Raw genomic sequence first — 24,236 nt, 5'->3', positions numbered from 1 at the left:
CAGCGAGTGCCCCATCGCCTTGCCGAACCCCGTCAACTCACCGCCCCAGTGCTGTCACCACGCGCGAGCAATTCGATTAAGTTCAACGACCGCGTTGACCGATGCCGCGGCGAGTGATTTTCCAATGGCAAGGCGCTAGCCACCGCGGCTTCGGTCCAACGCTTGGTTCGTTGCTTTGCTCGCGCCACGACGGTAAGCAAACAGACGCAACGTGGTACCGCAGGATTCGAGGTCGAACAATCCTACGGTATCGATACATTGCTTCAGCATGCGTAGGAGTTCGTCAGTGCCCGAGAAGTCGACCCATTCAATCTCTTTGTAATCATACCAGCCTCGTGGGTAACCGCCAATCATTGCTTCCATCGAGGTCGCGTAGTAATCAGATTCGTGTTGAGCATCACGAATCCACATTGTCCTGAGTTCATCGTCCCAAACGAGTTTGACGTGTATTGAAATCGATTGGTCAATCGTATCAGTCAGTACGTTAAGTAGCCTTACCCATTTGGCATCGCTCATTGACCGACTGAGCATTTCATTTGCGATGATGCGACCGGTCTTGGCACGATCGTATTCGCGTCTAGGTAGAGGCTTGCTCAAGGTTTGCTCAGTTTCAGGGACGACTCAGGGCGACAGCAACGAACGACTGCGATCACCTCGCCCGAGCGGTTGAGGTAGATCTGGAAAATCGGAGTATGGCGAGGGCTGGGGTGGATCGCATGGTTCCCGGCTCGCGCCACGATCCGGAGCGCATCCGGGCCCGCCAATTCATTCCATTACGGTACCGTAGTCCAAACCCGCTTGCAATCATTTCTGAGTTCCGGGAGCCCAATTGACTTTATTGCGAGCATCTTCGCCTGGGACAGCAGTGGAAAATTTAATTGCAGGTATCTCGCGAGCAACTTCGTCAGCATCAGGTTCGTCTGGAAAGGACGCAGTTGGCACTGGTTCAACCGATAGCAAGTTGCGAGGCAAGCGCATCGATCAGTACTCGAGACTCGTTCGCGCGCACCAATCATCGAGCATGGGCTTTCAATGGACGATTGCAGAGAGACCAAGTTCAGGCCCGAAGAGCTTGACGCCGGGAACGTCTGGCATAACCGGGCCGCCGCGGTTGATGCTCCATGTGAAAACGCGTTGTCGGCGGCTCCGCGTTCATGCCATTGTTATCCGAATCATGATTCAGTAGCCGCAAGGCAACCGTTCTCGTCCAACAGGTCCAGAAGGACTTTTGTTAGTTCAACCAAGGCGACCAATTGATGGATATCTTTCAATACACCGCGAACGGACACGTAGAAATCGTCTTCTTTCTCATCAGCCAAAAAGTCAACGCTGGAGGTACGTCCAACCAAAATCTTCGGGTTTTGTGTCAATCCTTTCAAGGCCGACAAGAAATCACGATGACCAAAAACTTCATTAGCGAGTTCCTCGTCTTCGCCAAGAACGAGGTAGTCCTCACCGAGGGAAGGAATCTTGATCGTCGCGCCAGTCCGTGCCGCCAGTCCACTCGCAACTGATCCCAAAAGTCCTTTGACTTGCGGAATCACTGCAAGTTTTATGTGGGGATTAAGACGAACACTTGGCACAGCTCTGGTGTACTCGGTACCGCTGTCCGAATCTGAATCAAAGTCAGCCCCAAGGGTGATTGGGAATCCTCGATGCGAGAGCTTGATTTCACTGTTGGCAAGCCATTCCCCCTGAACAAACTCTGCCCCAAGCTTGCCAGCCGCGTCCGCCCAGACATCGTCAGGGACACCGAAGAGTCTTCTCAGCCAACCCATGTTGATTGCGTTTTCTTGTTCTACTCGGATAACGAATTGCGATCTATCCGCTGGTCAGGCTTTAAAAAAGCCCAACTTTTGTTGGGCTCTTTGCCTGACTTGCGGATAGATCGTGCGTTGAACTTTGTCGTAAAAACTCATTCTAACGCGTAGTAGTTGTGCAGTTCTAGTCCTGGAAGCATCGGTTGAATTGCCGGCCGAGTGGTGGGCGTGGCTGTCGGGTGATATGCACGTTCGAAGATGTTTTCCAGGTACCAGGCGTTAAATCCAGGCCCAAACTTACCGTCCCAGAACTTTTCGTCGTCTATTTCCAACGATTTTCGGTACCAACCTGGAAGATGCGTGCTACGTTGACTCAGCGCTTCCCGCCACGATGGACGGGACCTGCTAGCGACTAGCCGCAGTGCCACTTCGCCACACGCTGGGCAGTTGAGTTTTGTGTCAGTGTCCGTGTTAGATTCTTCTTCATCTGTCAGTGATTCGGCTGGCGACGCTGGCGTGGGCTGCCCCGAAAGTCCCGCCGCAGCACGTAGCTGGGTGCTGCACTTTGCTTGGTAGATCGTTCGTCGTTTGTTAGTCCAGCCTCCCATGTAGCGTGTCTTGGTTAATTGGTTCGGTTGGATGTGTAAACACCAACGCCGCACGAACTCGATTGTGCTGAGTGTCACGGGAACTTGAACCGCTTCGCCCCCTTGAACTTTCCCTTCACGTGCCAAGAAGGTCACCTGCTGTTCGTCCGCCGTTACGATTCGCGAGTCGCTGATTGGCCCGCCCGTAAGGTAACGTGTCAGATAACGAACCAAATCGTTGGGACCGCTGGAACTGGCCGGGGGCGGTTGAATAAAGCTGACCCAGTCGCGTGCGCTAAGATGCTCAATCAATTTGTCCCAGCCTTCGTCGGTGCGCAGATCCCCGAACGTTGGCTCGACGTCCAACTTTAATTTGCGACGCGTTCTTAATCTCTGCAAGTGGGAGATCGCCGCTTTGCGAAAGGCCACTCGAAGGTTAATTGCGTCGACCAGGTAATGATTGTCGCTCAAGCCGCTATCCGGCGGCGCGGTACTGGTCTTCCATTGATTGTTGCGAACGCCAGGTCCTGAACCGGGGACGAGCGCGTGTACGTGCCAATGAGCTTCGAGCTTTTGATTCCAAGTATGTAATACCATGATCGCTGCGGGTTCGTATTGTTGTTCGCGGCGAATCGTTCTATTAAGACCTTTCCAAGCAGCGGTGAATAAGAGATTTGCCAGCGGTTGTCGGTTGGCAAGGGCGATGCGAGAGAGTTCACTCGGCAGGGTGAAGACAACTTGATAGTAGTCGACTCCATCGATCAGCAGTTTACTGGCCCTTTCGCTGAAGTCGAATCGTTTGCCACCACTGCATCCTGGGCAGTGGCGATCGCCGCATGAATTCGCCACGATGCAGGTTGAGTTGCACGCTTTGCATCGATACTCGTGACCGCCCAGTGCCGGTGTGCGGCAAAGTGTTAGCTTTGCCAGCACGCCCTGTACTTGCCAACTGGCACCGCCTTCGCGGTACCGGTCAACGAATTGTTTCGCACCGATCCTAAGAATCTCTAGAACACTTAGCTGCTTGCCTCCGGTGGCTGGCTGCCTGGTTTGTTGTTCTTCTGATTGTTGTTCTCGGCTGGTGGCCGATAGGTGGGCAGTTGTTCGACCGGTAGCCAATCCAGTGGACTCGGGGTAGATAGCATGTGTTCCCTGCGACAATGGAGGTAGACCATCGTCGTCGCAAAGCTCGCATGTCCCAGGAGCCGGCTGATCGTCAACAAGTCGACTCCGGCTTCGAGTAGTCCGGTCGCGTAGGAGTGTCTCAGGGTGTGAGGTGTGACGTTCTTGTGAATCTTTGCCAAGAGGGCTGCTTTCTTGATCGCTTTTTGGATCGACGTGTCGGCGTATGTCTTGTCTGCCGAGTTGCCCGGAAAGAGAAGCGACTTGGGTTTGTAGCGTTTCCAGTAATCCCGCAACTCGCTCAGTAATCGCGGCGAGAGGGGAACGATTCGGTCCTTGGCTCCCTTGCCGTGAGTGATCCGAATCTGCATTCTCTGGGAGTCGATGTCGTGGACTCTTAGGTTTGCCGCTTCTGAGAATCTCATCCCGGTTGCGTAGAGAGTCGTTAGGAAGACTTTGTGTTTGTGGCACGTCGTGCATCGTAGTAGCTCGTCGACTTCATGTCGGCCGAGGACCACAGGTAGCGTTTTGGGTCTCTTTCCAAACGGCACCATGGTGACCGGCCAATTGACTCGGATGGTATGTGTGTAGAGGAACCGTAACGCGCAAACGGCCTGATTGAAGCTGCTGTAAGCAAGTTTCCTTTCTTCGATTAGGTGGAGCTGGAAGGCTCGAACGTCTTCCGGGGTCACGCGGTCCAGCGGCTTTTGAATAAAGTCGGCGAACTTTCCCGCGTGGTAGGTGTAGGCATCGATGGTCCGAGGTGCCAAGTTGCGGATTTTCATATCCTGAGCGAGCCGAATCGTGAGCGGGCAGGGTCTTTTTTCGTGGGGAGTCATCATGGTATTCCCAATTTGAGGCGTGCTGCAGTGACACGAAGTGTGTCGATTGCTTGAGAAGCCCATTGCAATTGCCGTCACAGAAAGCGCAACCTCTTTAATCGTTTTATTCGTCAAGCGGTCAAAATAGGTTGCCGAGAGAATCGTTAGATTCGTTAGCGTGTGTTGGTGGTGTCGCTGATACCGATTCTGCTGGCGCCAAGCTGGGAGCTGCTTGTCTCGCGCCAGCGAAAAAAGAAAGAAAGGAAAACAGCCGGCGCAGCCGCTCGCAAAATTTTGAATGCCCCCGCCCGCGCCGAGTCCTGAAGGTGGCGCTGAGTTCAAGGGTATGAATGAGGGAGATAAAGAGAGCCGCGGGGGAGTTGAAGAGAGACCGGGGGACTGTTTGATTGCCCGGCTGGCATGGATGCCAGCATCGTCCCACGCAGGAAGCGTGCCGGCATTGGCCAGGGCAGCGAGTGCCCCATCGCCTTGCCGAACCCCGTCAACTCACCGCCCCAGTGCTGTCACCACGCGCGAGCAATTCGATTAAGTTCAACGATTGCGATCACCTCGCCCGAGCGGTAGAGGTAGATCTGAAAAATCGGAGTATGGCGAGGGCTGGGGTGGATCGCATGGTTCCCGGCTCGCGCCACGATCCGAAGCGCATCCGGGCCCGCCAATTCATTCCATTACGGTACCGTAGTCCAAACCCGCTTGCAATCATTTTTGAGTTCCGGGAGCCAGACTGACTGTATTGCGAGCATCTTCGCCTGGGACGGCAGTGGAAAATTTAATTGGAGGTATCTCGCGAGCAACCTCAGCAGCATCAGGTTCGTCCGCAAAGGATGCAGTTGGCACTGGTTCAACCGATAGCAAGTTGCGAGGCAAGCGCATCGATCAGTACTCGAGGCTTGTTCGCGCGCACCAATCATCGAGCATGGGCTTTCAATGGACGATTGCAGAGAGACCAAGTTTAGGCCCGAAGAGCTTGACGCCGGGAACGACTGCGATCACCTCGCCCGAGCGGTTGAGGTAGATCTGGAAAATCGGAATATGGCGAGGGCTGGGGTGGATCGCATGGTTCCCGGCACGCGCCACGATCCGGAGCGCATCCGGGCCCGTCAATTCATTCCATTACGGTACCGTAGTCTAAACCCGTTTGCAATCATTTTTGAGTTAAGGGAGCCAGATTGACTTTATTGCGAGCATCTTCGCCTGGGACAGCAGTGGAAAATTTAATTGGAGGTATCTCGCGAGCAACTTCGGCAGCATCAGGTTCGTCCGGAAAGGCCGCAGTTGGCACTGGTTCAACCGATAGCAAGTTGCGAGGCAAGCGCATCGATCAGTACTCGAGACTTGTTCGCGCGCACCAATCATCGAGCATGAGCTTTCAATGGACGATTGTAGAGAGACCAAGTTTAGGCCCGAAGAGCTTGACGCCGGGAACAATGTAATGAACCCTACTGAGTAGGGGCGTATTCGGGAACTTCCGCAGTACGACCCAAGTGAGTCAGGTCGTTTGACCTAAATCGCAGAAGCCATTAATTGTTCGCGGAAGCCATCAATCTGGAGATGCAGATTACCCAATCTGCTCGGTAAATGCAACATAGTTTTGCTGCCGGATCAATTTGATTACACTTCAGAACTTCGAATCAGGGCGGCCACAATTCAGGCACCGGCCCGAGGACGGACGGTGTCAGGAGGCTGCCGCTCCAAACTGAATACCATCATTTCGTCGACCGATTGAACTGCTCGCTGCAAGACCCACGAACAAAAGTAGCCCACATTAGGGTGGGTTCCATGCGACGCGGTCCCAGTCAGACTCAGGGGATCCAAGGAACGCTGAGTCCCCGCTGCGTAGCAGGAAATCAGAATAGCCATGAAATGCCCAAGCAAGAGCTGTCGCGGTCACGTGTGCTAGCCCCGCAGATGCACCAGTCACCGATCCAACAACCCAGAAAGAAAAACACCAGGCTGCTTGGATTGGTCTACGGCAAGCCTGTCTGGGCGGCTGGAGGTTTATCAGGGTTAGAATCCACTCATGCCTGCGATGCTGTCTTGATTGCAAACACGAATTGCGATAGCCGGGCTGCTGCGGTTATTCTTCCACTTGAAATGGCGCTGCCGGCGGCTCCGCGATCGTCGCTTTGTTATTTAGCTGATTGCGGACGTTGTATCACAAATTCGCCGAAGAACGTACTGGGAGTTGGACGTTCCTCCAGGTGAGAAGAATTTCGGCGGATGCAGGTAAAGGCTGTCGTTCAGTCCACTGTGAGCGAACGAATCGTTCACATCAGAGCTGGCAAACTCTGGAGCGGGTACGTAATCACCAGCCGCCCCTGGCCTTGTGCCATATCTCGTCGCGTCCAATGGCGTTGGTCGTGTGCATCAAGTGGCCATCTACTACTTTTAAGATTGTGTGGCCAACCGGATGCGGAGCCTTGCCTTTGCGACGAATAAACGCGAGCGCAATCAAGGACACACCGAAGCTGAGGACAAGCTTCGCCATTTGGATTCTCCTATCCCAGCTAACTTGTTTTTATCCCGGAAACGGGTCTTCGATACCAGATTTAAGGAGAAACCCCTGACAGGGGTCAAATTGCAATCTCGGTTTGGGGCCAAGATATCCCAATGATTCGCCTAGTATCCCACTGGGCATCTTGGGTTGCATCCAGCGTCCCGAGAATTGCTGATTTGTTGGCTGGGGGGAGCACGAAAGCCATGAAATTCCTCTAGCGTTCCGTGCAATTGCTTTTCTATGCTCGGAAAAAATGACCTCCAACTTAAGCGAGAACGCTCCGATGAGATCAAAATTGCAAAAAAGCGTTTGCCTTCTGCTAGCAGCTGTTTCCCCGCTGTGGGGGTTTCCGGCGCAGGTGATGGCTCAGGAGGGGACCTTGGTGCCGGTGAGCGCGTCACAGGATGATCCTGCTCGGTCCGAGGCGCTGAAGGCGGCCGAAGTGGAAGCGATTCCCGTTCGCTTGGGTGACGACCGTTATCTGCGGGGTGTGGTCAAGACGAAAGCGGGCCAGCCTGCGGCCGGCGCACCTGTGGTTTTGGGCGTTCGGGGGAAGCCGGTGGGTCGGGTGATCGCCGACGACTTGGGGCAATTCACTTTTGGGCCGATCAAGCCGGGAAAATATCAGGTGGCGACGCGAGACGCGGCTGCGATGTTGGCAGTGTACTCGGTTGCCGAAGCGCCGGTCGACGCGGCTGGCAATGTCGAAGTATCGCAACAAGCGATGATTGCTCGCGGTCAGTCGCCTTCGGGAATGCTAACGAATCCCTGGTTCATCGGGCTGGTGGTAGCCGCGGCAATCGCGATTCCATTAGCGATTGTGTTGAGCGACGATGATGATGATGCCAGCTGAGCCGTTGACCGCAGGGTTTGTTTACCGGCAGCCGGTGAACAAACGAGCTGGCTCGTTTTACTCCAACCTTAAGTCGGGTTGAGGCAGTAGCGATTGGCGATGCTGATTCCCGAGACGATGGCTCCGACGATACCGACATAGCCTTGGTCGGTACCGCAAAGAAAGACGTTGTCCAAGTGCGTGGCACCGTCGAGTTGTTTGTCGGGCGCTCCATAGACTGCGCCGTTGTCGTGCCAAGTAAAGCGTCGGATCGTTTTTGGCGTGAAGACGTCGGTGGCAACGACTCGGTCGCGAAAATCGGGCATGAATTCGACGGAAGCGGCGATGGCCGCGTTGTATTCGGTCACTTTTGCGGCTCGATAGGCACTCTCTTCGAGGTTCGCCCAGCGGTCAAAATCGGCCAGCGTGGTGATGCGAATGACTCCTTCCGGCAAGTCACCTTCATCGGGCGAGTAGAGGTAATTATTGGGTGAGCAAATCACTCCGGTGCGGGGGTCGCAGAGGGTATGCTGCGGTCTTTCCCAGTGAAACTTTTGGCCTTGGTTGTAGAACACGATTGTGCGATCGAAACCCAGGTCTTGGGGTTGGCAGTCGAGGATCGAAATCGATTCGATGAACGAGAGTTGTCCCGCTTTGGCCGCGTCGACGGTGGTGATATCTTCGCACAGGCGGAGCGTTTCCACGGTGCCGGCTGAGGAGAGGATGCGTTTGGCTTGCAGTTCGGTGCCATCTTCGAGGATCACACCGACCGCGCGGCCTTGTTCGACTTTGATAGTCGCCACGCCGCTGCGAAGTTTTAGCTCGCCACCGAGGCCGCGAAATTTGCGGACTAAGTGTTTGAGGATCAATCGCACGCCTTTGAAGGGGCGGCCGAAGCCTTCCAAATAGCAAGCGCGAAACATGATGCAGAATTGGCCGAAATCCATATCTTGCTGCCGCGCGTTGCCGTACCACATTAGCGGGCAGAGCAGCATTTCGGCCAGCAACGGATCGGAAATATAGTCGCGTAAGGCTTCGCGGGACGAGCGAAGAAAGGCGGGGTTGTCTCCGGCCAGGTCATCGTAATCAAGCAGATCGGCGGTGAGTCGCCGAAAGCCGTCGATTTGACCGGGGAACTTGGCGGTGATTTCGGATTCGAGCAGCGCGATATCGTTGTCGAAATCGAGTTCGGCATCGGTAAAGCGGATGGAAGAGCCAATTTGCGGGCGAAGTTGAAAATCGTCCCAGCGGAGCCGGAGTTGGCGGAGCAGTTTCGCGAGGGGACCGCGTCGTGTTCCTGGTTCGGCGTAATTTGTCACGGCGTGAAGGCCGACGTCAAAATCACGTCCGGCGGTTCGGTAGAACGAGTTGAGTCCGCCGATGGTGTAGTGTTTTTCGAGGATGCAGACTCGCTGGTCGAAATGCGCAAGGCGTATCCCGGCCGCTAAACCACTCATCCCGGCGCCAATGATGATCGTATCGTACACGTTAGCTACGAACGATGTCCTTCATCTTGGGTTCCAGATACGTCACCGTGGAATGCATGCTGGCGAGGTGCGTGTATTCTTCCTCGGGAATCTGGATGCGATGCCGTTTGCGGAGCTCCATGACGATATCCAAGAAATCCATGCTATCGAGCTCGAGTTGTTCGCGAAAAGCGACCTCGTCGGTCAGCTCGCTGAGGTCCTCGTCGGGAGCAATATCTTCGAGAATGTCGATGATTTCTTCACGAATTTCAGCGGGGGTCATCTGGCCCTGTTCCTTAGCGGAAACCAAAAAATCGGAGAACGGCTCCGCATACACGGTCTGCAAGGACCAGAGTAACGGAGTGCGGTTGCCAACAAAGCAACCATAGTTTTAACCGAAGGAGTCACGATTTCCGAGGCGGCCAAGGGGCTGCTGGGGAAGAATCGTGTTAACTTTTGCAAACTCCATACAACGGATCGGTAAAGTGGGGGTGGTCGCTAGCTTGAATTGCGCAGCTGATCCCCCTATGTGGGTCTGCCAATGATGACAACGGAATTGATCCCCAGCATCCCAAACGAATTGTTGAGAATATAGTCGACTTGTTTTAGTTCCCGAGGCGTGTTAAGCACGAGTCCAGGCAGATCGCAATCGGGGTCAAGGTTGTCGACGTTGATCGTGGGGTGACAGACGAGATCGTTGAAGGCGGGCAGGTTACCCGCCAGTTCGAGCGCGCCGGCAGCTCCCATGGCGTGACCGATGTAGCTTTTCGTGTTGTTGAAGTGTACGGTTTTGCAGTTCCCGAAGACGGTGCGAAGGGCCGCGCATTCTTGGGAGTCGCCGCTGGAGGTGCCGGTGGCGTGGGTGCTGACGATATCGATTTGTTCCGCTTCGAGGCCGGCGCGTTGCAGTGCCAGGTCCACGCATTGAGCTTGCCGCTCAGGATTGGGGAGCACAAAGTCGGTGGCATCGGTGTTCATGGCGTAGCCGATCAGTTCCCCGTAGATCACAGCCCCGCGAGCTTGGGCGTCGCTGAGTCTTTCCAGCACATAAACACAGCCCCCTTCGGCGACCACGATGCCGTTGCGGTCGCGGTCGAAGGGGCGAGAGGCGCGAGCCGGATCGTCGCTGGTCGCCAACGCCCCCTGGCTGTTGAAGCTGGCGAAGATGCCGAAGGTGTGGATGCTTTCGCTGGTTCCGCCGGCGAGTGCCAAGTCGCATTCACCTAGTCGCAACATTTGGGCGCCCTGGATGATGCCGGCGTTGCCCGCCGCACAGGCGGCCCCGATGGTGTAGTGCGGGCCGGTGATGCCGAGATTTAAGGCGATTTCACCGGCGGGATTATTCGCCACGGTGCGGGGATTGTGGTGGTGCGACCAATAATCGGTGTTGTAGTCGTAGCCTTTGATTTCGTGGATTTCGTTTTCTGTCTCCACGTTGCCGTGTTCGGTGACGCCGATGTAAATGCCGATGCGGGAGCGATCAAAATTCTCAAAATCGAGCCCCGAGTGGGCGATCGCTTCGTGAGCGACATAAATGCCCACGCTGCCGGCGCGGGTGCCTCGGCGAATCTCCCGTTTGGCTTGGTATTTACTGGCGGGAAAGTCACAGATGCCGGCCAGCGTTTTCCCAAAGTAGCGAATCTCGTAAGGTTGCACCCCGCTGCGGCCGGCGAGCAAGGCCGCGCGATAATCGCCCCAATTGTTTCCATTTGGTGCTGTTAGGCCGATTCCAGTGATCACAATTCGCTGGTCAGCGGGTAACGAGCGCGCTCTGTCGGGGGCGGTCACTCTTTGGCATCCGGTCAAGAAGGGTGGGAAAACAGTTCTGCGCGAGGGCTTTCAAGTTGTGCCGCAAGGCTTTGCGGCACAACGGTACACTGCCGTTGTTACAACTTGTCTATAGTGTTCCGCAAGGGATCGCCAATGGCAACGGGGGAAGTCCGGCGGCAGCGGCAAACTCTGGCTCGGCTGCCTGTTTGTCGTGGTCCTGGGGAACCGGTACGATTGACTATATCCGATACGATGGCCTGTATCCGGTACTATTTACGGTTGGCGGGGTTTTTCCGGGCAGGCGTCGCGCCTGACAGCGAACTTTTTTCTCTGCAAATTTCTGCTCGATTATCTCATGGGGACACAGCTGATGCGTCAGTGTATGCACGATCTCAAGCTCACCACTCTCGTCGCACTCGCTTTGCCGCTCTGCGCGCAGCCGGCAAATGCGGACAATTGGGCTCATTGGCGAGGGCCGACGGGCAACGGCACGGCTCCCGGTGCCACGCCGCCGACAACTTGGTCGGATACCGAAAATGTGAAATGGAAAGTGGCGATCCCCGGATCGGGTTCCGGCTCTCCGGTGATTTGGGAAAATCGCGTGTTTGTCGTCACGGCGGTCAAAGTCTCGGGGGAAGCAGCGGCTGGTGGAGGACAAGCTGGTGGGGGGCAACAAGCTAGCGGTGGGCGCCGCGGTGGCCGGGGGGGATTTCCGGGGGGACGCGGCGGTGGTGAAACGCTCAGCAAGCACCGTTTTGAGGTCCACTGCTATGATCGTGACACGGGGGCTTTGGTCTGGAAGCAGGTTGCCACCGAGTCGGTTCCCCACGAAGGGACGCATTCGACCAACGGTTTCGCCTCCGCTTCGCCCTGCACCGACGGTGAGTATCTGTACGCCAGTTTTGGTTCACGCGGTGTTTACTGTTACACGTTGGCCGGTGAGCTGGTGTGGCAGCGGGATGATTTTGAGAAAATGCGAGCCCGCAACGGGTTTGGTGAGGGCAGCTCGCCCACTCTGGCTGGCGACAAGTTGATTTTGCCGTGGGACCACGAGGGACAGTCGTACTTGTACGCGTTGGACAAAAAGAGTGGCAAAACGGTTTGGCAAACAAAGCGTGATGAGCCGACTTGCTGGGCAACGCCGTTGATTATTAAGCATCAGGGCCAGTCACAAATTGTAATGAATGGGCAGACCTGCGCGCGGGGCTACGACTTGGAAACGGGGGCCGAGTTGTGGCGTTGCGGTGGGCAGACCGATCGGCCGGCCGCTTCGGCCGTGGCGGCGGATGGTTTGGTGTTTGTGGGGAGTGGCTTTCGGGGTTCGTTCATGGGCGCTTTTCGGCCCGACGGTCGCGGTGACATCGAGGGAAGCGAGCACGTGAGTTGGACGTTGGATCGCGATACGCCCGACATCCCTTCGCCGCTGTTGAGCAAGGGGCGGTTGTATTTCTTCAAAGGCAAGTCGGGTATTTTAACTTGCGTCGACGCGGCGACCGGCAAGCCCCATTATGCGGCCGAGCGAATCCGTGATCTGGACACGATTTATGCCTCGCCGGTGGAGGCCAACGGTTTTGTTTACTTGACCGATCGCAACGGGACGACCGTAGTCATCCAGGATGGCAACGCACTGGACGTGGTGGCGGTGAATTCCGTGGGGGAAACGGTCGACGCGACTCCCGCGCCCGTCGACAATCAGCTGTTTATTCGCGGCGAGCGGCATTTGTTCTGCATTGCTTCCGAATAGAACTGTCGCCGCAGAGAGCTGCGTTGCTGCTGGAGTGAAAATTGCTGCGATGCAATCGCCCGCGGCGGGCACTCGGGGCGCGATTCTGTCAAGTTTAACGGTTGAAATGGTCGAAGCAGACAGTGTCCGACTGTTTGCTAACGATGATTTCTTTCAGCCAAAGCTCGACGATATGTCTCGCCATCATGATCGCCGTCAGTTCTTACGTGTCACTTCCTTCGCCGGAATCGCGACTTTCGCCGCCGCGGGGCAATGTTTCCCCGAGGCAATGGCGGCCGATCCGGCGGGGGTCAAGTTAGAACCCGCCAGCGGTGAGCTGTATCGCGTGCGGATGGAACTGGAGGTGAATGGCAACGTCCATCTGCCGAAGGACCCGGTGCTGTCGAAAAAGCAGGCTCGCGCCCTGCCACTGAAGGCTAAGTCGATCATCGATTTTGAGGAACGAATTGCTTACGGTGCGACGGGGCAAGCGGACGGGGCGAACCGTTATTACTATGAAGCGAGCAGCGATGCGGTGATCGGTGACAATCCGATCAAGCAGGCGATTCGGATGGATGCGCGGCGGGTGGTGGCGCGGCGGGCGAATGGTCCGGAAGTGATCTACAGCGAACGCACCTTCTTGACTCACGAAGAGCTCGATCTGTTGCAGACGCCAATTAATTCTTTGGCGATCAATCAGGCTTTACCAACCGGCACAGTGCGTGTTGGTGGGACTTGGTCGCCCGACGCCGAATCGTTGGCACGGTTGTTCAATCTCGATGCGGTGCAAAAGACGACCGTCGTGGGCGAAGTGATGTCGGTCGATGCCAAGGAAGTCAAATTGCAATTGCAAGGGCGTCTCGACGCGGCCGTCACGGGAGTCCCCACGGTGCTCGATTTGGCTGGCAAGATCACCTTCGATCGCCGCAGCAATGCGATAACTTGGTTTGCCGTGGCGCTCCGCGAGCAACGAGAAATTGGTGTTGCCAAGCCAGGTTTCGAGGTGGCCGCCACGCTCAAGTTGATCCGCCAGCCGCTGGAAAAAGCAAACGCCAATCGCGAGCCGAGTTCAATCGATTTGACGGCGGCGATCCCCAGGCCGCGAATGCTAGTCAAGGTCGAAAGTGAGGCGACCGGCTTTAACGCGTTTCTCGATCGTCCCTGGAGAACCGTCAACGACGCGCCCGGTTTGACCACCTTGCGAATGGTTGTGGATGATCAAGCCATCGCCCAGTGTGATTTGCGGCCGCTGACGAATATGAAACCGGGGCAGCAATTGACGCTGGAAGGTTTTCAGACGGAGATTAAACGTTCCTTGGGCAAGCAGTTCGGTGAATTTTTAGAAGCTGAAGAGGGACTCAACGGGGGCGAGCTGCGAACATTGCGAGTGGCCGTGTTGGGGCAAGTTCAAGATGTTCCCGTGCAGTGGGTGTTCCTGCAGTTCAGTGATGATCAGGGCCGGCGGTTGGGGGCAACTTTCTCGCTCGAGTCGAGTCGCGTGGAGACGTTTGCCGGGTCCGATGCTCAGTTGGCCAACTCGTTGCACTTTCAAGAGATCGTCAAACCGAACGCGAAAGGCCAGCAGGCTGCCGCGCCGGATGCGAAGACGATCCGTTAGCCGGTTGGACTCACCAGCGACCGGTTGACCAGTCGGCCGTTACGATCTTGCTGGCTTCGCTGCTGAGTCCGTATTCCAGGTGTGGTTGGTTCAGTTCCAGAAAGACTGTGTGTTGGCTACGCGTGGCATCCGCGTACATGATCGGAGCCCGCGTCACTTTCAGCACGCTGGTCGGTCCGCCATTCCAATTGATGGTGTAGACGCCCGTATCCAGCGTTGGCTGCGGCGACATGCCGTAGTGCTCCGTCATCAGGCTGATCAGGCGATTGGGGTCGCCGGTAAAGCCGTGCAGGACGACGCGCTGCAGGCTTTGGTCGTGCCGGAAATAGTAGGTGATTGAACCGGCAATATCGTCGGGCTTGGTGCCAGTCACGATCGGCACCCGCAGACCTTCCAGCCGCAATTCGGAGAGCACCGTGGTAACCCGCGAGTAGCGCTGCGAAACCCAAGCCGGTGTAATGTCGAAACGCAGTACGTCGCGAAAATCGGCCACCGGTCCGCCAGCTAGCGACTGGGGATTCGGGTGGGCAAAATTTTCCAGATCACGAGCGGATAATTTTTTGTCCCACAATTGCTCGGTGGCGTGGTGCGGGTTTGCCGCTTGGCTGCCGCCTGCTAGCAGCTCTCCTGAACTGGACATCGAAGTATTGATCGCACCGGTCAGGGACTTACCCAGGTCGGTCTCAGTCGCCACGTAAGGACCACCAACGGCGGCCGCGATCACACCGGCGGTTGCCACTTGTCGAAACATTGTTGCCATCGTGAGGTTTGTGGGAGGAAGCACTCTGCTTCATCGGTCGGCCGGACGGGGGAACTCCTTGTTCGTTTGCCAGGGCGGTATTCGCAGCAACATCGCAATCATCCCCCGCATCGCAATCATCGTCCTGCGCTCTACAATCAAACGTTGTCTTGGTGCGGCTGGCCGCCACAATGTAGTTTGTCTCCGCTTGGTTCTTCCCCATGATCTCGAACGACGACGCCCCGATTGCTGCTGGGGATGCGATTGCTGCGGGGGATGCTCAGGCAGATCGCTGGTTGTGCCAAGCTGCTGGGCAGACGGAATTGCTGGGGCTGATTTCGCAGCTTCCTTTGTCCGCGAACCGGTTGGCCAGGCTGCGGAACGAACTCGGCCAGCCGCGCGCCGAGCGGTTGTTGCAAGCGGCCGAGCAGGCTGTCGCGGCGCGGGCCAAGTTGGTTCCCGATGCGGCCGGGGGCTCAGCACAGCGGCTGCCGCTGGTCACGTCTCGAGCCTTGCAGCAAGCCAGTGACTGGCAGTTGGCTGCTTACAAGGCGGCTCAGTTCCCGCCACAAGCTGCGGTCGTTGACCTTTGCTGCGGGGTGGGTGGTGATGCGATCGCGCTCTCCCACCGAGGGCCTCTGTTGGCTGTCGATCGCGATCCGCAAATGTGTCGCTACGCGGCCCATAATCTGTCGCAGTGGGGAGGAGCGGCGGCGGCCGTGCTGTGCGAAGCGGCTGAGGATTTGCAATTACCGGCCAACATTTGGCTGCATCTCGATCCCGATCGGCGGCCCCAGCAACGCCGCATCTCGGCTGTCGAGCATTCCAGCCCCGCTGCCGAGACGATTGCGAAGCTGATCGCGGGGGTCTCCGGGGCGGCGCTGAAGTTGGCTCCGGCCGCCACGATTCCCGCGACCTGGCCGCAACCGCAGCTGCGCGAGTGGATCAGTCGCGGGGGCAGTTGCCGCCAACAAGTTGCTTGGTTTTTGCCGACCGAGCAGCCCGCCCAGTTGCAAGCCACTTGCTTGCTGCCAAGTGGGCAGCCGGAGAGTTTTACGATCGCCGCGGAACAGGCCGAGCAGACTGGCTGTGCGCTGGTGGACCAGCCGCAGGAGTGGATGTTTGATTTTGACCCGGCAATTCGGGCAGCCGGTCTGAGCGAGGCGTTTGCGGAATCTCTGGGATTGGCGGCTATCGGTTCGCCGGCCGGTTTTTTTACCATCGGGCAGCCCGCCGCTGGGCATTCGTTTTCCGCCCTCGTCCGCAGCTTTCGCACCTGCTGGAGAGGGCCGATGGACGTCAAGAAGATCAAGCAACAGCTCGGCCAATTGGGGGTCACTCAGTTGGAAATTAAAGTTCGGGGAATCGACTTGAAACCGGAGCAATTGCGCCCCAAACTGCTGGCCAAGCGACGATCGTCGGCGTCGGCCGCTGGTCATTCCGGCGGGACCGGCGAGCTGTCAACTTCCGCTGCGGTGCTGATGATCGGGGGGCGAAATCGACAGACGGCTTACGCCGCGATCGCCCACCGCGCGTGAGCAACGACTAGCGTGTATTCTATACCGCTCAGCCTGCGCTCTGCAGGCTTTTCCCCCACAGGTTTCCCACCCCATAGATAAGAGGATCTTGGCAGATGGCATTTCGATTTTTCACAACGCTGAACCGCTACCGCATGCTGGGCACGCTGGCCTGCCTGGGGTTGGCGCTCGGGCTGACTCACAGCGGTCAACAGGCGGCTGCCGACGATGCAACCAAGGAGATATATACCGACCCGCAAGAGGTTCCCCGCGACTACCAGATTCAAGGCGAGTATGTTGGTACCGCTGGGGATGAGGGAGTCACTTACGGCGCCCAAGTCATCGCCCTGGGCAATGGCAAGTTTCGGCTGGTCGGCTACGAAGGTGGTTTGCCGGGGGCTGGTTGGCAACGAGGCGACGAGCAGATGGAGCTCGAAGGCGAATGGCAAGGCGACTTGGTCCAGTTCAGCGGCGACGATTTTGATATTCGCATCGACACCAAAGGTAGCCTCACACCAGTTAGCCGCGAAACCGGCGAGAGCTTGGGCGAACTCAAGCGTCAGCAGCGGGAAAGCCCCACGATGGGTAAAGCGGCTCCGGACGGCGCGCTGGTGCTGTTCTCGGGCGAGTCGGCCGAGGCTTTTGAGAATGGCAAAATCGTGCAAGACAATCTGTTGCTGGCCGATTGCCAAAGCAAGCAAGCGTTTGGCGATCATCAAATTCACTTAGAGTTCCGCACACCCTTCAAACCAACGGCTCGTGGGCAAGGGCGAGGTAACAGCGGAGTCTACGTCCAGTCGCGATATGAAATTCAAGTATTAGATTCTTTCGGACTCTCAGGCGAAGACAACGAGTGCGGGGGGATCTATCAAGTTGCTAAGCCCAAAGTCAACATGTGTCTGCCACCATTGCAATGGCAAACTTACGATATTGATTTTACCGCAGCCCGTTATGATGACGCGGGAAAGAAAATCAAGAATGCGAGAATCACGGTGCGTCACAACGGAGTTGTGATTCATGATGACTTGGAACTGCCCCGCCACACACCCGGTAAGAACCAAGAAGCGGACAGCCCGGGAGCGATCTATTTGCAAGGCCACGGCAACCCAGTCGTCTATCGGAATATTTGGGTAGTTGCCAAGTAAAGTGCTTAAAGTCGCCTTTCGCTCCGCGAAAGTCCGAGCAAACGCTGCTTTCGCGGAGCGCAAAACGGCGATTATTTTCCGATCTTTAATTCGTAGCGCCGTGCTGCTTTGGTGGCTCATCAGTTGCCGTCGGCGGCAGCACTTCACTGAGCAACGGCGAGCCGATGAGTCCGTAGGTGGCGTTGCCGAGGCAATACATTTGCGAATCATGGTCAAGCTTGGTGAAGGTGCTGACCAATTTGACAGTGATGGGATTCAGCTCGCTGATACCTGGTAAATCGCCGATCCGCGATTGCTGACAAAGCTCCACGCCGCCAGCTTGGAAGGCGTTGGCGATCAACTCGGTGCAGTACAATTTGTCATCACCGGGAGCAAACTTGTGATCAAACGGAGTGCCTTTTGCGGCATGCTGGCGAATATGGGCAACGGCCGCCGGCAGGGCGTGATAGATCGCCGGGTCGGGGCGGCGGATGGTGACGCGTTGAAACCCGTACTGGGTGACATATTTGCCAAACGGCAATGCCGACACGCCACGTTCCGACACGTCATAAACGACTGGTTCGTTGTCTTCCACGACGACCATGCCCACGTGCGAAAACTCACCTTGTGAAACGGTCGTGGCGAGGTCGGTAAAGTTCAGCGTGCCTAAGAGGATATAGTGGTTGCCGCGCGTGAACACCAAGTCGCCAGTTTGTAAATTAGCGGCCGCCCAGCGACGCCAATGGGGGCGACCGGAGAACAACCCACTTTCAATCCGCTCCAGCAGCAAAGTTGAACTGGAAGTGGGCGAAGCGGGGGCTGCCTGGGAGATTGGCGGCGGCTGTGATGTGAGGCAGCCAGCCAGCCCGCTGAGGATTATCAAGCTGGCCAACAGAGTTGCCCGCCGACTGGCTGTATGGTAGCGAGACGATGCGGTCACTGGAAAAACTCGCCTGTTGGCTTCTGATTCGCACTGCTGTGCCGTCGAAGAGGGTGCACGTCGGCGAGAGGGTAGTCAATTTTGCTGATCGCCACGAGAGCGATTTTTTTGAGTCAATTTAAGGGCGTGGGTCTCACCCCCCGCTGGTTTCGCGAAAGGCTGTGAGTCGCTGCATCGAGCTGTCCCGCGGTGTTATACTTTGCACTGACTTCCGCCGAGTTGCGGCGGGAGGGACGATCAAGAGAACCGTGGCTAGCGCCAAAACGGCTAACATAGAACCTCATACCTTGAATAAGCGTTGGATGTATGCCTGCAACCACCTCTGAAGACACGCTTGAGTTTCAATGGTCACCATATGCCTCGCGAATTGCCGTGGTGGGTCCGCTGCGCAGTTCGGAGCCAAGCGTCGACGCTAATCGGGCGATCAATGGGTTGGATATGAAAGTTTCCCGCGAGCGTGGTTTTGTCGATGTTGATTTGGCGCAAGCGGATGATTTTGATGCGAGTGGAATCGGTTTTTTGGTCATCTTCAATTGCCAGTTATCCGAGCAGGGAGTCCGCACGCGTTTTTTGGCGGTTAGCCCGCGGTTGCGCGGATTGTGCGAGCTGCTGGGTATCGCTGGTGAATTTGGACTTCAGCGAAAAGAGCAGCAGCAGCCAGCCGAACAAGGCGAACAGCATGGCTAAACCACACAACTTGATCAAACCACACGAGCGGGAGCGAACCGATGAATGATGCAACTCCTCAAGCCGCCGATTTTGAGCCGTTGACCGCGGAGGTCGAGGTCAATCCGCCGGAAGCTTTTGCCAGGGCCTTGTTCGATTACGCGCTTGATCGCCGGGCGACCGATATTTTTATCAGCGATGATACCGACGCAACGGTGGTGAAAATTCGTCAATTGGGAACCTTGCGACCGATGCGGCGTCTGACTCGCGATTATGGGCGACGTTTGCAAAACCATATCCGCGCTTTGGCAAACGCGGATGTCACCGATCATCAGCATCCGGCGACCGGCCGGTGTCTCGTCTTGCTGGATGACAAACGCATGGTCGATTTGCGAATCAATTCCATTCCCAGTTTATTCGGCCAGGAGGTGGCGCTGCGATTGTTTGAACATGGCCGCAGCACGTTGCAGCTCAATCAACTTGGTTTGCTGCGAGACGAGCTGGATGAATTGAGGCGATTGCTCGATGCGCCGTCCGGGTTGATCTTGTTGGCTGGGCCAACGGGCAGCGGCAAAACGCACACGATGTATTCCTTCCTCGATTACTTGAACAATGGTCGGCGGAAGATCCACACGCTGGAAGACCCGGTGGAGTTTGTGATGCCGGGGGTGGTGCAGTCACAAGTAAACAGTCGTGCGGGGATCGATTTTGCCAGCTTACTGCACGCCGCCCTGCGGCACTCGCCCGACGTGATCATGATTGGCGAGATTCGCGACAAGGCGACTGCGGAAATTGCGATTCGAGCCGCCGGCAGCGGGCAGTTGGTGTTGGCGACCGTGCATGCCCAAGACGCGGTCGGAGCCATCCAGTCGATGTTGGCTTACGATGGGGCGCCTCAGTTTCTCGCTTCCACGCTGTTGGGCGTCGTTTCCCAGTGCCTACTTCGTCGCCTCTGTCCGGCCTGCCATCGAGCGATTCAATTGCCCAAATCATCGAATCTGTTGAGTGATTTGCGGGAACGTTATCAAAACATGGGTGAGCCGCATTTGTACGCACCGGCTGGTTGCCCCGCATGCGATGACCAAGGCTATGATCGCTTGATTTGCGTCCCCGAGATTCTCGTCGCTTCGCAACGGATTCGCCAAGGTATCTCCGATGGCTATTCGGCTCATCAATTACAGCAGTTGGCGTTGCAAGCAGGGATGCGAACGCTGAGCGAAGCTTGCAAGATCCGCATAGCGTTGGGGATGGCGACGGCCGAGGATGCTTATGAAGCGCTGCCGGCGGATGTGGACACGGGGATGGGATTGCGAATGGAAATGCCCGACGCCCCCCGCGGAATCAAGGATCAGAGTTTAGGAGAAGAGGCCCACCTGCGAATTGATATGGCGGCGGAAAATCAAACGGCGGAGCGGCAGGCTGTCTTGCATCGCATGAGCGAGGGTAAGGGCTAATTACAGACGCTTGTCCCTCACCGCTCTACATTTTACAGACGACCTCGCCAGGCGACTTTTTTGCCCCGCAGGGCATTAACGAAGGCGATCCATTGCAAGCCGACAAATACCAACACGGCGAATGGATGCAACAGAACTCCCAGCAGCGATTGACGAAATTGCAGCGCACACAACCAGCGTGGCAACCAAGCCAACAACGTGGCAATCCCGGCGAGTAAAATCAACCACCAGCGACCGTCCAATAAACTGATCACCAACAGCATGGGCGGGGCCACGTTGGCTCCCAGCAGCAACACGCTGAAAGGGCCAATCAGTGTCGGCTTGGCGATTCCCTCATCAGCATTCTTCAATAAACCACGCATCACCGCCGGGCCCGATGTATACATGCGGCAGCGTGCCAGATCGGTGCCGTCACAGACGTCCGTCATCATGCCGGCCGCTCGATACACGCGGGGCAATTTGAGACCATCGTGCCGCGAGCTTTTGATTGCCGCGTGCGTGCCAGCCTGCTGATACTCCGCCTGCTGCGTCAAAAACAATTGACCACAACCGGCTGCCAATGACGGGTCGGCTTGTTGACGCATGCGTCCCAGAGGCAAAAAACCCAACAGGATGTAATGCATCAATGGGATTAACAGCCGCTCCCAGAAAGTGCCCGTCTCCTGGTAAGGAAAAGCACTCAGCAACGCCACGCCCGATCGCTGCTGCTGGGCAATCAACCGGGCTAACGCCGATGGAGCCAATCTGACATCGGCATCCAGGAAAACCAATCGCTGGTACTTGGCAACGCTGGCCAACTGGGCGCACGCGTGCTGCTTTCCATTCCAACCAGCCGGCAAAGGTCGGCCGGCAACCAACCGCACGCGAGCATCCTCCGCCGCCATGGCGGTCACGATGTCGGCCGTGGCATCTTGCGAATCATCGTCCAACACCACCACTTCCACCTCGACCGCCCGCGAATCAAGCGCCGCCCGCACGCTGGCTTCGATCGCACCCGCTTCGTCCCGCGCCGGAATCAATACCGACACACTCGGCAATTCCGCCTGTTCCGCCGCCAGGCTGCTGAGCTGGCCATCTTCATTAGCGTCAGTAGTTTCTACAACAACGACCGGTGGCTGGAACAGCCGTCGGTTGCTGAGCACCATCAGCGTCGGCAGTAACGCGATCGCGATCAGGATACAGGCAATCGCAATCAATGAAACTTCCTTCCATGTTCGGCACGAAAACGGCCGCCGGTGAGCGTGGCGCGGAGGCGACGAAAACTATCATAACTGCTCCCGGCTCCCCGTTTGCCGCTGAGCAACGGCGTGAACGGTGCGGACGATCGGGCCACGCTGTCGGTGGCCAATAAATCTTGCGTCCCGCGCAAGGAATCGGTCAGCAATGCATGCCAAGCTGGTTTATCCAAATCGGCATGCTGGTCACAGTGAATCACGGGACCAAACCGCACCAAGCATTCCGGCAGCCGTTCTTCCCAGAAGACATATTCAAGGGCCATCGCCACAGCCATCCCACCGGCTGGCATCCGCGAGCAAAGATGAGACAGTCCGGGCATCAACGTCGCGTCGCGATCGCGTGAATCGGCGAAGCGGCCTTCCGGGGTGAGCCACAGCGAAGTCCGCGGAGCTTGCAAAATGGTGGTGCTAATCTTGAGAAACTCCGCCGCGCCACGCTTGCTGTTCAGCTCGATGCCAAAGAACCCCAGCTTGCGAAAGACTTGATATTGCTCGAGGGCGGCAGCATCAATTGGCGCGTAAAACTGCCGCGGAGCGAAGACTCGGCGGCACAGAAAATGGGCAATCAAAGGGTCCCACCAGGAGGGGTGGTTGCCGAATACGATCAACGGCCCAGGGCCAATTTCGCTGAGCAAATCACTTGACTCGCTATGCACGGCTACCGTGTGGAAGTGGCGTTTTAAAAATGGACGCAAGAAGCTGTGAAAGCCATTTTGAAACCAATTCGCGACGGGCGGCGGAGTCGACATAGTTGCAGAGTTCCTGGTTCGTGGCTGGAGATTACCCGACCGGTGCGACCGCTTCGCCAACCTGCCGCAATCCACCACCACGCACATCATTGTCGAGCGAATCGGCGGCGATCCAACCACTCATCAAGACCATCGGCATGCCCGGGCCCGGATGCGCCGCACCACCGGCCAGATACAGCCCCGGCAGATCTTTGCGGCGGTTGCCCGGTTTGAAAGCGCCTAAATATTTACCGTGACTAGCCAAGCCGTAGATGGCACCATTCAAAACACGATAACGATTATGAATCCCCTCGGGAGTCAGCGCCGACTCATACACAATCGCATCCCGCAAGCCTTTCATGCCGGCCGTGCGTTCCAGTTTATCAAGGATCACTTCGCGGTAGGCGGGCAACATCTCCTGCCAATTGTGGCCGGGACGAATGTAGGGTGTATGGACTAAAATGTACAGCGCTTCGCCCCCCGCGGGAGCCACTTCGGGTTCGGAAACGGACGGCGCGCAAACGTAGGCCGTAGGATCGGGAGCCGGTTGGCCTTTGTGGTAGATGTAATCAAACTCTTCCATCGGGTCTTGGGAGAAGACAAAGTTATGATGCAGCAGGTGTTCGTACCGGCGATTCAAACCTAAGTATAAGACGACACCCGAACAGGCCGGTTCGTACTTAGATTTCTTATTGAACCGCTTGGCGATATCACCACCGATCAACTCGCGATAGGTTCGCACTGAATCACAATTGCTGATCACGGCGTCGCCCGTAAACTGCTCTCCGCTGGTCGTCGTAACACCCGTTGCCCTGCCGGCAGTGACATCGATACTAGCCACATCCACGCCCATCTGAAACTCGACACCCAGCTCTTGTCCCAACCGATAGAGCGCTTCGGGAACCGCTCGCGTGCCCCCCTTGGGGTACCAGATGCCTTCCTTGGTTTGCATGTGGGCGATACCACATAACACGGCGGGTGACGATTCGGGAGAAGATCCCACGTACTGGGTAAAGTGATCCATCATCTGCGCGGCACGCTCATCGGGCACGTGCGAGCGGACCACTTTGGCGACCGATTTGCCCATCCGCAGGCTGAGCACATCCTTCAGCACGGCGGCCGAAAAACTACCACCGACATCCATCGTGTCTTGCAAACCACCGACCGAACGCCAAAAGAAAAAGCGATCGCTGACTTCGTGCAGCTGTTTGGAGACTTGAATGAAACGCTCGTAGCCCTTGCCGGAAACGGTCGAGCCGGTGAACTTGTCGAGATTCTGCTTCATGGCGTCCACATCGGCCACCAAGTCGAGCACCGAATGGTCCTCGAAGAAACATCGCCACTGGGGGTCGAGCGGCAGCAGTTCGAGATAGTCGTCCATCTCCCGTCCCGCTTCGGCAAAGACGCGTTTGAGCACGCTGGGCAGGGTCAAAATCGTGGGCCCCATGTCGAAACGAAAACCTTCCGCTTCATGCTGGGCCGCTTTGCCGCCCACCCACTCGTTTTTCTCCAGCACCGTCACGCGGTGGCCGCGAGCGGCCGCCACGCAGGCAGCAGACAAACCGGCCAATCCACTGCCGATGACCAACACTCGCATCGATTCTGAGTTTTGCACA

General features: G+C 56.9%; 20 protein-coding genes. 7 read left to right on the top strand and 13 right to left on the bottom strand.

Annotation, left to right across the window (positions count from 1 at the left end):
- Positions 1-135: 135 nt before the first annotated feature.
- From SH139x_RS22905 to SH139x_RS22885, 5 genes are all read right to left on the bottom strand, one after another.
- On the bottom strand, positions 136-531 hold the full coding sequence (locus SH139x_RS22905; RefSeq protein ID WP_488352088.1) for a hypothetical protein: 396 nt from the start codon (positions 529-531) through the stop codon (positions 136-138).
- 641 nt (positions 532-1,172) lie between these two features.
- Positions 1,173-1,778: a hypothetical protein gene (locus SH139x_RS22900; RefSeq protein WP_488352087.1), complete on the bottom strand. Its 606-nt coding sequence runs from the start codon at positions 1,776-1,778 to the stop codon at positions 1,173-1,175.
- Positions 1,779-1,915: 137 nt separating this feature from the next.
- Complete coding sequence (locus SH139x_RS22895; RefSeq protein WP_488352086.1) at positions 1,916-3,466, bottom strand: IS91 family transposase; 1,551 nt, start codon at positions 3,464-3,466, stop codon at positions 1,916-1,918.
- On the bottom strand, positions 3,364-4,311 hold the full coding sequence (locus SH139x_RS22890) for a tyrosine-type recombinase/integrase (protein WP_488352085.1): 948 nt from the start codon (positions 4,309-4,311) through the stop codon (positions 3,364-3,366). The genes SH139x_RS22895 and SH139x_RS22890 overlap by 103 nt, the downstream gene beginning before the upstream one ends.
- A gap of 2,305 nt (positions 4,312-6,616) precedes the next feature.
- Positions 6,617-6,799, bottom strand: coding sequence for a hypothetical protein (locus tag SH139x_RS22885; protein ID WP_488352084.1), 183 nt, complete (start codon positions 6,797-6,799; stop codon positions 6,617-6,619).
- Between the two features lie 292 nt (positions 6,800-7,091).
- Between SH139x_RS22885 and SH139x_RS22880 the strand changes: the two genes are divergently transcribed.
- Entirely contained in the window at positions 7,092-7,661 is a 570-nt protein-coding gene (locus SH139x_RS22880) for a carboxypeptidase-like regulatory domain-containing protein (RefSeq protein ID WP_488352083.1), read from the top strand.
- A gap of 68 nt (positions 7,662-7,729) precedes the next feature.
- On the opposite strand, the gene SH139x_RS22875 is transcribed toward SH139x_RS22880, so the two are convergent.
- From SH139x_RS22875 to SH139x_RS22865, 3 genes are all read right to left on the bottom strand, one after another.
- Positions 7,730-9,127 carry a phytoene desaturase family protein gene (locus SH139x_RS22875; protein WP_488352082.1) on the bottom strand — a complete coding sequence of 466 codons (1,398 nt, stop codon included), beginning with the start codon at positions 9,125-9,127 and terminating at the stop codon, positions 7,730-7,732.
- Position 9,128: 1 nt separating this feature from the next.
- Positions 9,129-9,389 carry an acyl carrier protein gene (locus SH139x_RS22870; protein WP_488352081.1) on the bottom strand — a complete coding sequence of 87 codons (261 nt, stop codon included), beginning with the start codon at positions 9,387-9,389 and terminating at the stop codon, positions 9,129-9,131.
- 242 nt (positions 9,390-9,631) lie between these two features.
- On the bottom strand, positions 9,632-10,894 hold the full coding sequence (locus SH139x_RS22865) for a beta-ketoacyl-[acyl-carrier-protein] synthase family protein (protein ID WP_488352080.1): 1,263 nt from the start codon (positions 10,892-10,894) through the stop codon (positions 9,632-9,634).
- 352 nt (positions 10,895-11,246) lie between these two features.
- Between SH139x_RS22865 and SH139x_RS22860 the strand changes: the two genes are divergently transcribed.
- Both SH139x_RS22860 and SH139x_RS22855 read left to right on the top strand, forming a co-directional pair.
- Positions 11,247-12,620, top strand: coding sequence for an outer membrane protein assembly factor BamB family protein (locus SH139x_RS22860; RefSeq protein WP_488352079.1), 1,374 nt, complete (start codon positions 11,247-11,249; stop codon positions 12,618-12,620).
- Between the two features lie 49 nt (positions 12,621-12,669).
- Positions 12,670-14,217, top strand: a complete 1,548-nt coding sequence (locus tag SH139x_RS22855) for a hypothetical protein (RefSeq protein ID WP_488352078.1) — start codon at positions 12,670-12,672, stop codon at positions 14,215-14,217.
- 10 nt (positions 14,218-14,227) lie between these two features.
- Here the strand turns inward: SH139x_RS22855 and SH139x_RS22850 are convergent, their stop codons facing one another.
- Positions 14,228-14,968, bottom strand: coding sequence for a DUF6690 family protein (locus SH139x_RS22850; protein WP_488352077.1), 741 nt, complete (start codon positions 14,966-14,968; stop codon positions 14,228-14,230).
- Between the two features lie 209 nt (positions 14,969-15,177).
- Between SH139x_RS22850 and SH139x_RS22845 the strand changes: the two genes are divergently transcribed.
- Positions 15,178-16,494: a class I SAM-dependent methyltransferase gene (locus tag SH139x_RS22845; protein ID WP_488352076.1), complete on the top strand. Its 1,317-nt coding sequence runs from the start codon at positions 15,178-15,180 to the stop codon at positions 16,492-16,494.
- 95 nt (positions 16,495-16,589) lie between these two features.
- Positions 16,590-17,618 carry a 3-keto-disaccharide hydrolase gene (locus tag SH139x_RS22840; protein ID WP_488352075.1) on the top strand — a complete coding sequence of 343 codons (1,029 nt, stop codon included), beginning with the start codon at positions 16,590-16,592 and terminating at the stop codon, positions 17,616-17,618.
- 85 nt (positions 17,619-17,703) lie between these two features.
- Here the strand turns inward: SH139x_RS22840 and SH139x_RS22835 are convergent, their stop codons facing one another.
- Positions 17,704-18,537 carry a YiiX/YebB-like N1pC/P60 family cysteine hydrolase gene (locus SH139x_RS22835; RefSeq protein WP_488352074.1) on the bottom strand — a complete coding sequence of 278 codons (834 nt, stop codon included), beginning with the start codon at positions 18,535-18,537 and terminating at the stop codon, positions 17,704-17,706.
- A gap of 306 nt (positions 18,538-18,843) precedes the next feature.
- On the opposite strand from SH139x_RS22835, the gene SH139x_RS22830 reads away from it, so the two are divergent.
- Positions 18,844-19,224 (top strand): STAS domain-containing protein, encoded by a 381-nt coding sequence (locus tag SH139x_RS22830; RefSeq protein WP_488352073.1) that lies wholly within the window; start codon positions 18,844-18,846, stop codon positions 19,222-19,224.
- Between the two features lie 41 nt (positions 19,225-19,265).
- A complete protein-coding gene (locus SH139x_RS22825; RefSeq protein ID WP_488352072.1) occupies positions 19,266-20,657 on the top strand; it encodes a GspE/PulE family protein in 1,392 nt (463 codons plus the stop codon).
- 32 nt (positions 20,658-20,689) lie between these two features.
- Here SH139x_RS22825 and SH139x_RS22820 read toward each other — a convergent pair whose 3' ends face one another.
- The 3 genes from SH139x_RS22820 to SH139x_RS22810 are packed head-to-tail and all read right to left on the bottom strand — an operon-like array spanning position 20,690 to position 24,217.
- Entirely contained in the window at positions 20,690-21,853 is a 1,164-nt protein-coding gene (locus tag SH139x_RS22820) for a glycosyltransferase family 2 protein (protein WP_488352071.1), read from the bottom strand.
- On the bottom strand, positions 21,850-22,641 hold the full coding sequence (locus tag SH139x_RS22815; RefSeq protein WP_488352070.1) for a lysophospholipid acyltransferase family protein: 792 nt from the start codon (positions 22,639-22,641) through the stop codon (positions 21,850-21,852). Before SH139x_RS22815 ends, SH139x_RS22820 begins: the two co-directional genes overlap by 4 nt.
- 31 nt (positions 22,642-22,672) lie before the next feature.
- A complete protein-coding gene (locus SH139x_RS22810) occupies positions 22,673-24,217 on the bottom strand; it encodes a phytoene desaturase family protein (protein WP_488356065.1) in 1,545 nt (514 codons plus the stop codon).
- Positions 24,218-24,236: the final 19 nt, after the last annotated feature.

Origin of the sequence: Kothea flammea (assembly GCF_052161645.1) — a bacterium.
Classification (GTDB): Bacteria; Planctomycetota; Planctomycetia; order Pirellulales; family Pirellulaceae; genus Laterigemmans.
The sequence above is the reverse complement of the archived record's forward strand: the minus strand, read 5'-3'. Positions and strand labels throughout refer to the sequence as shown.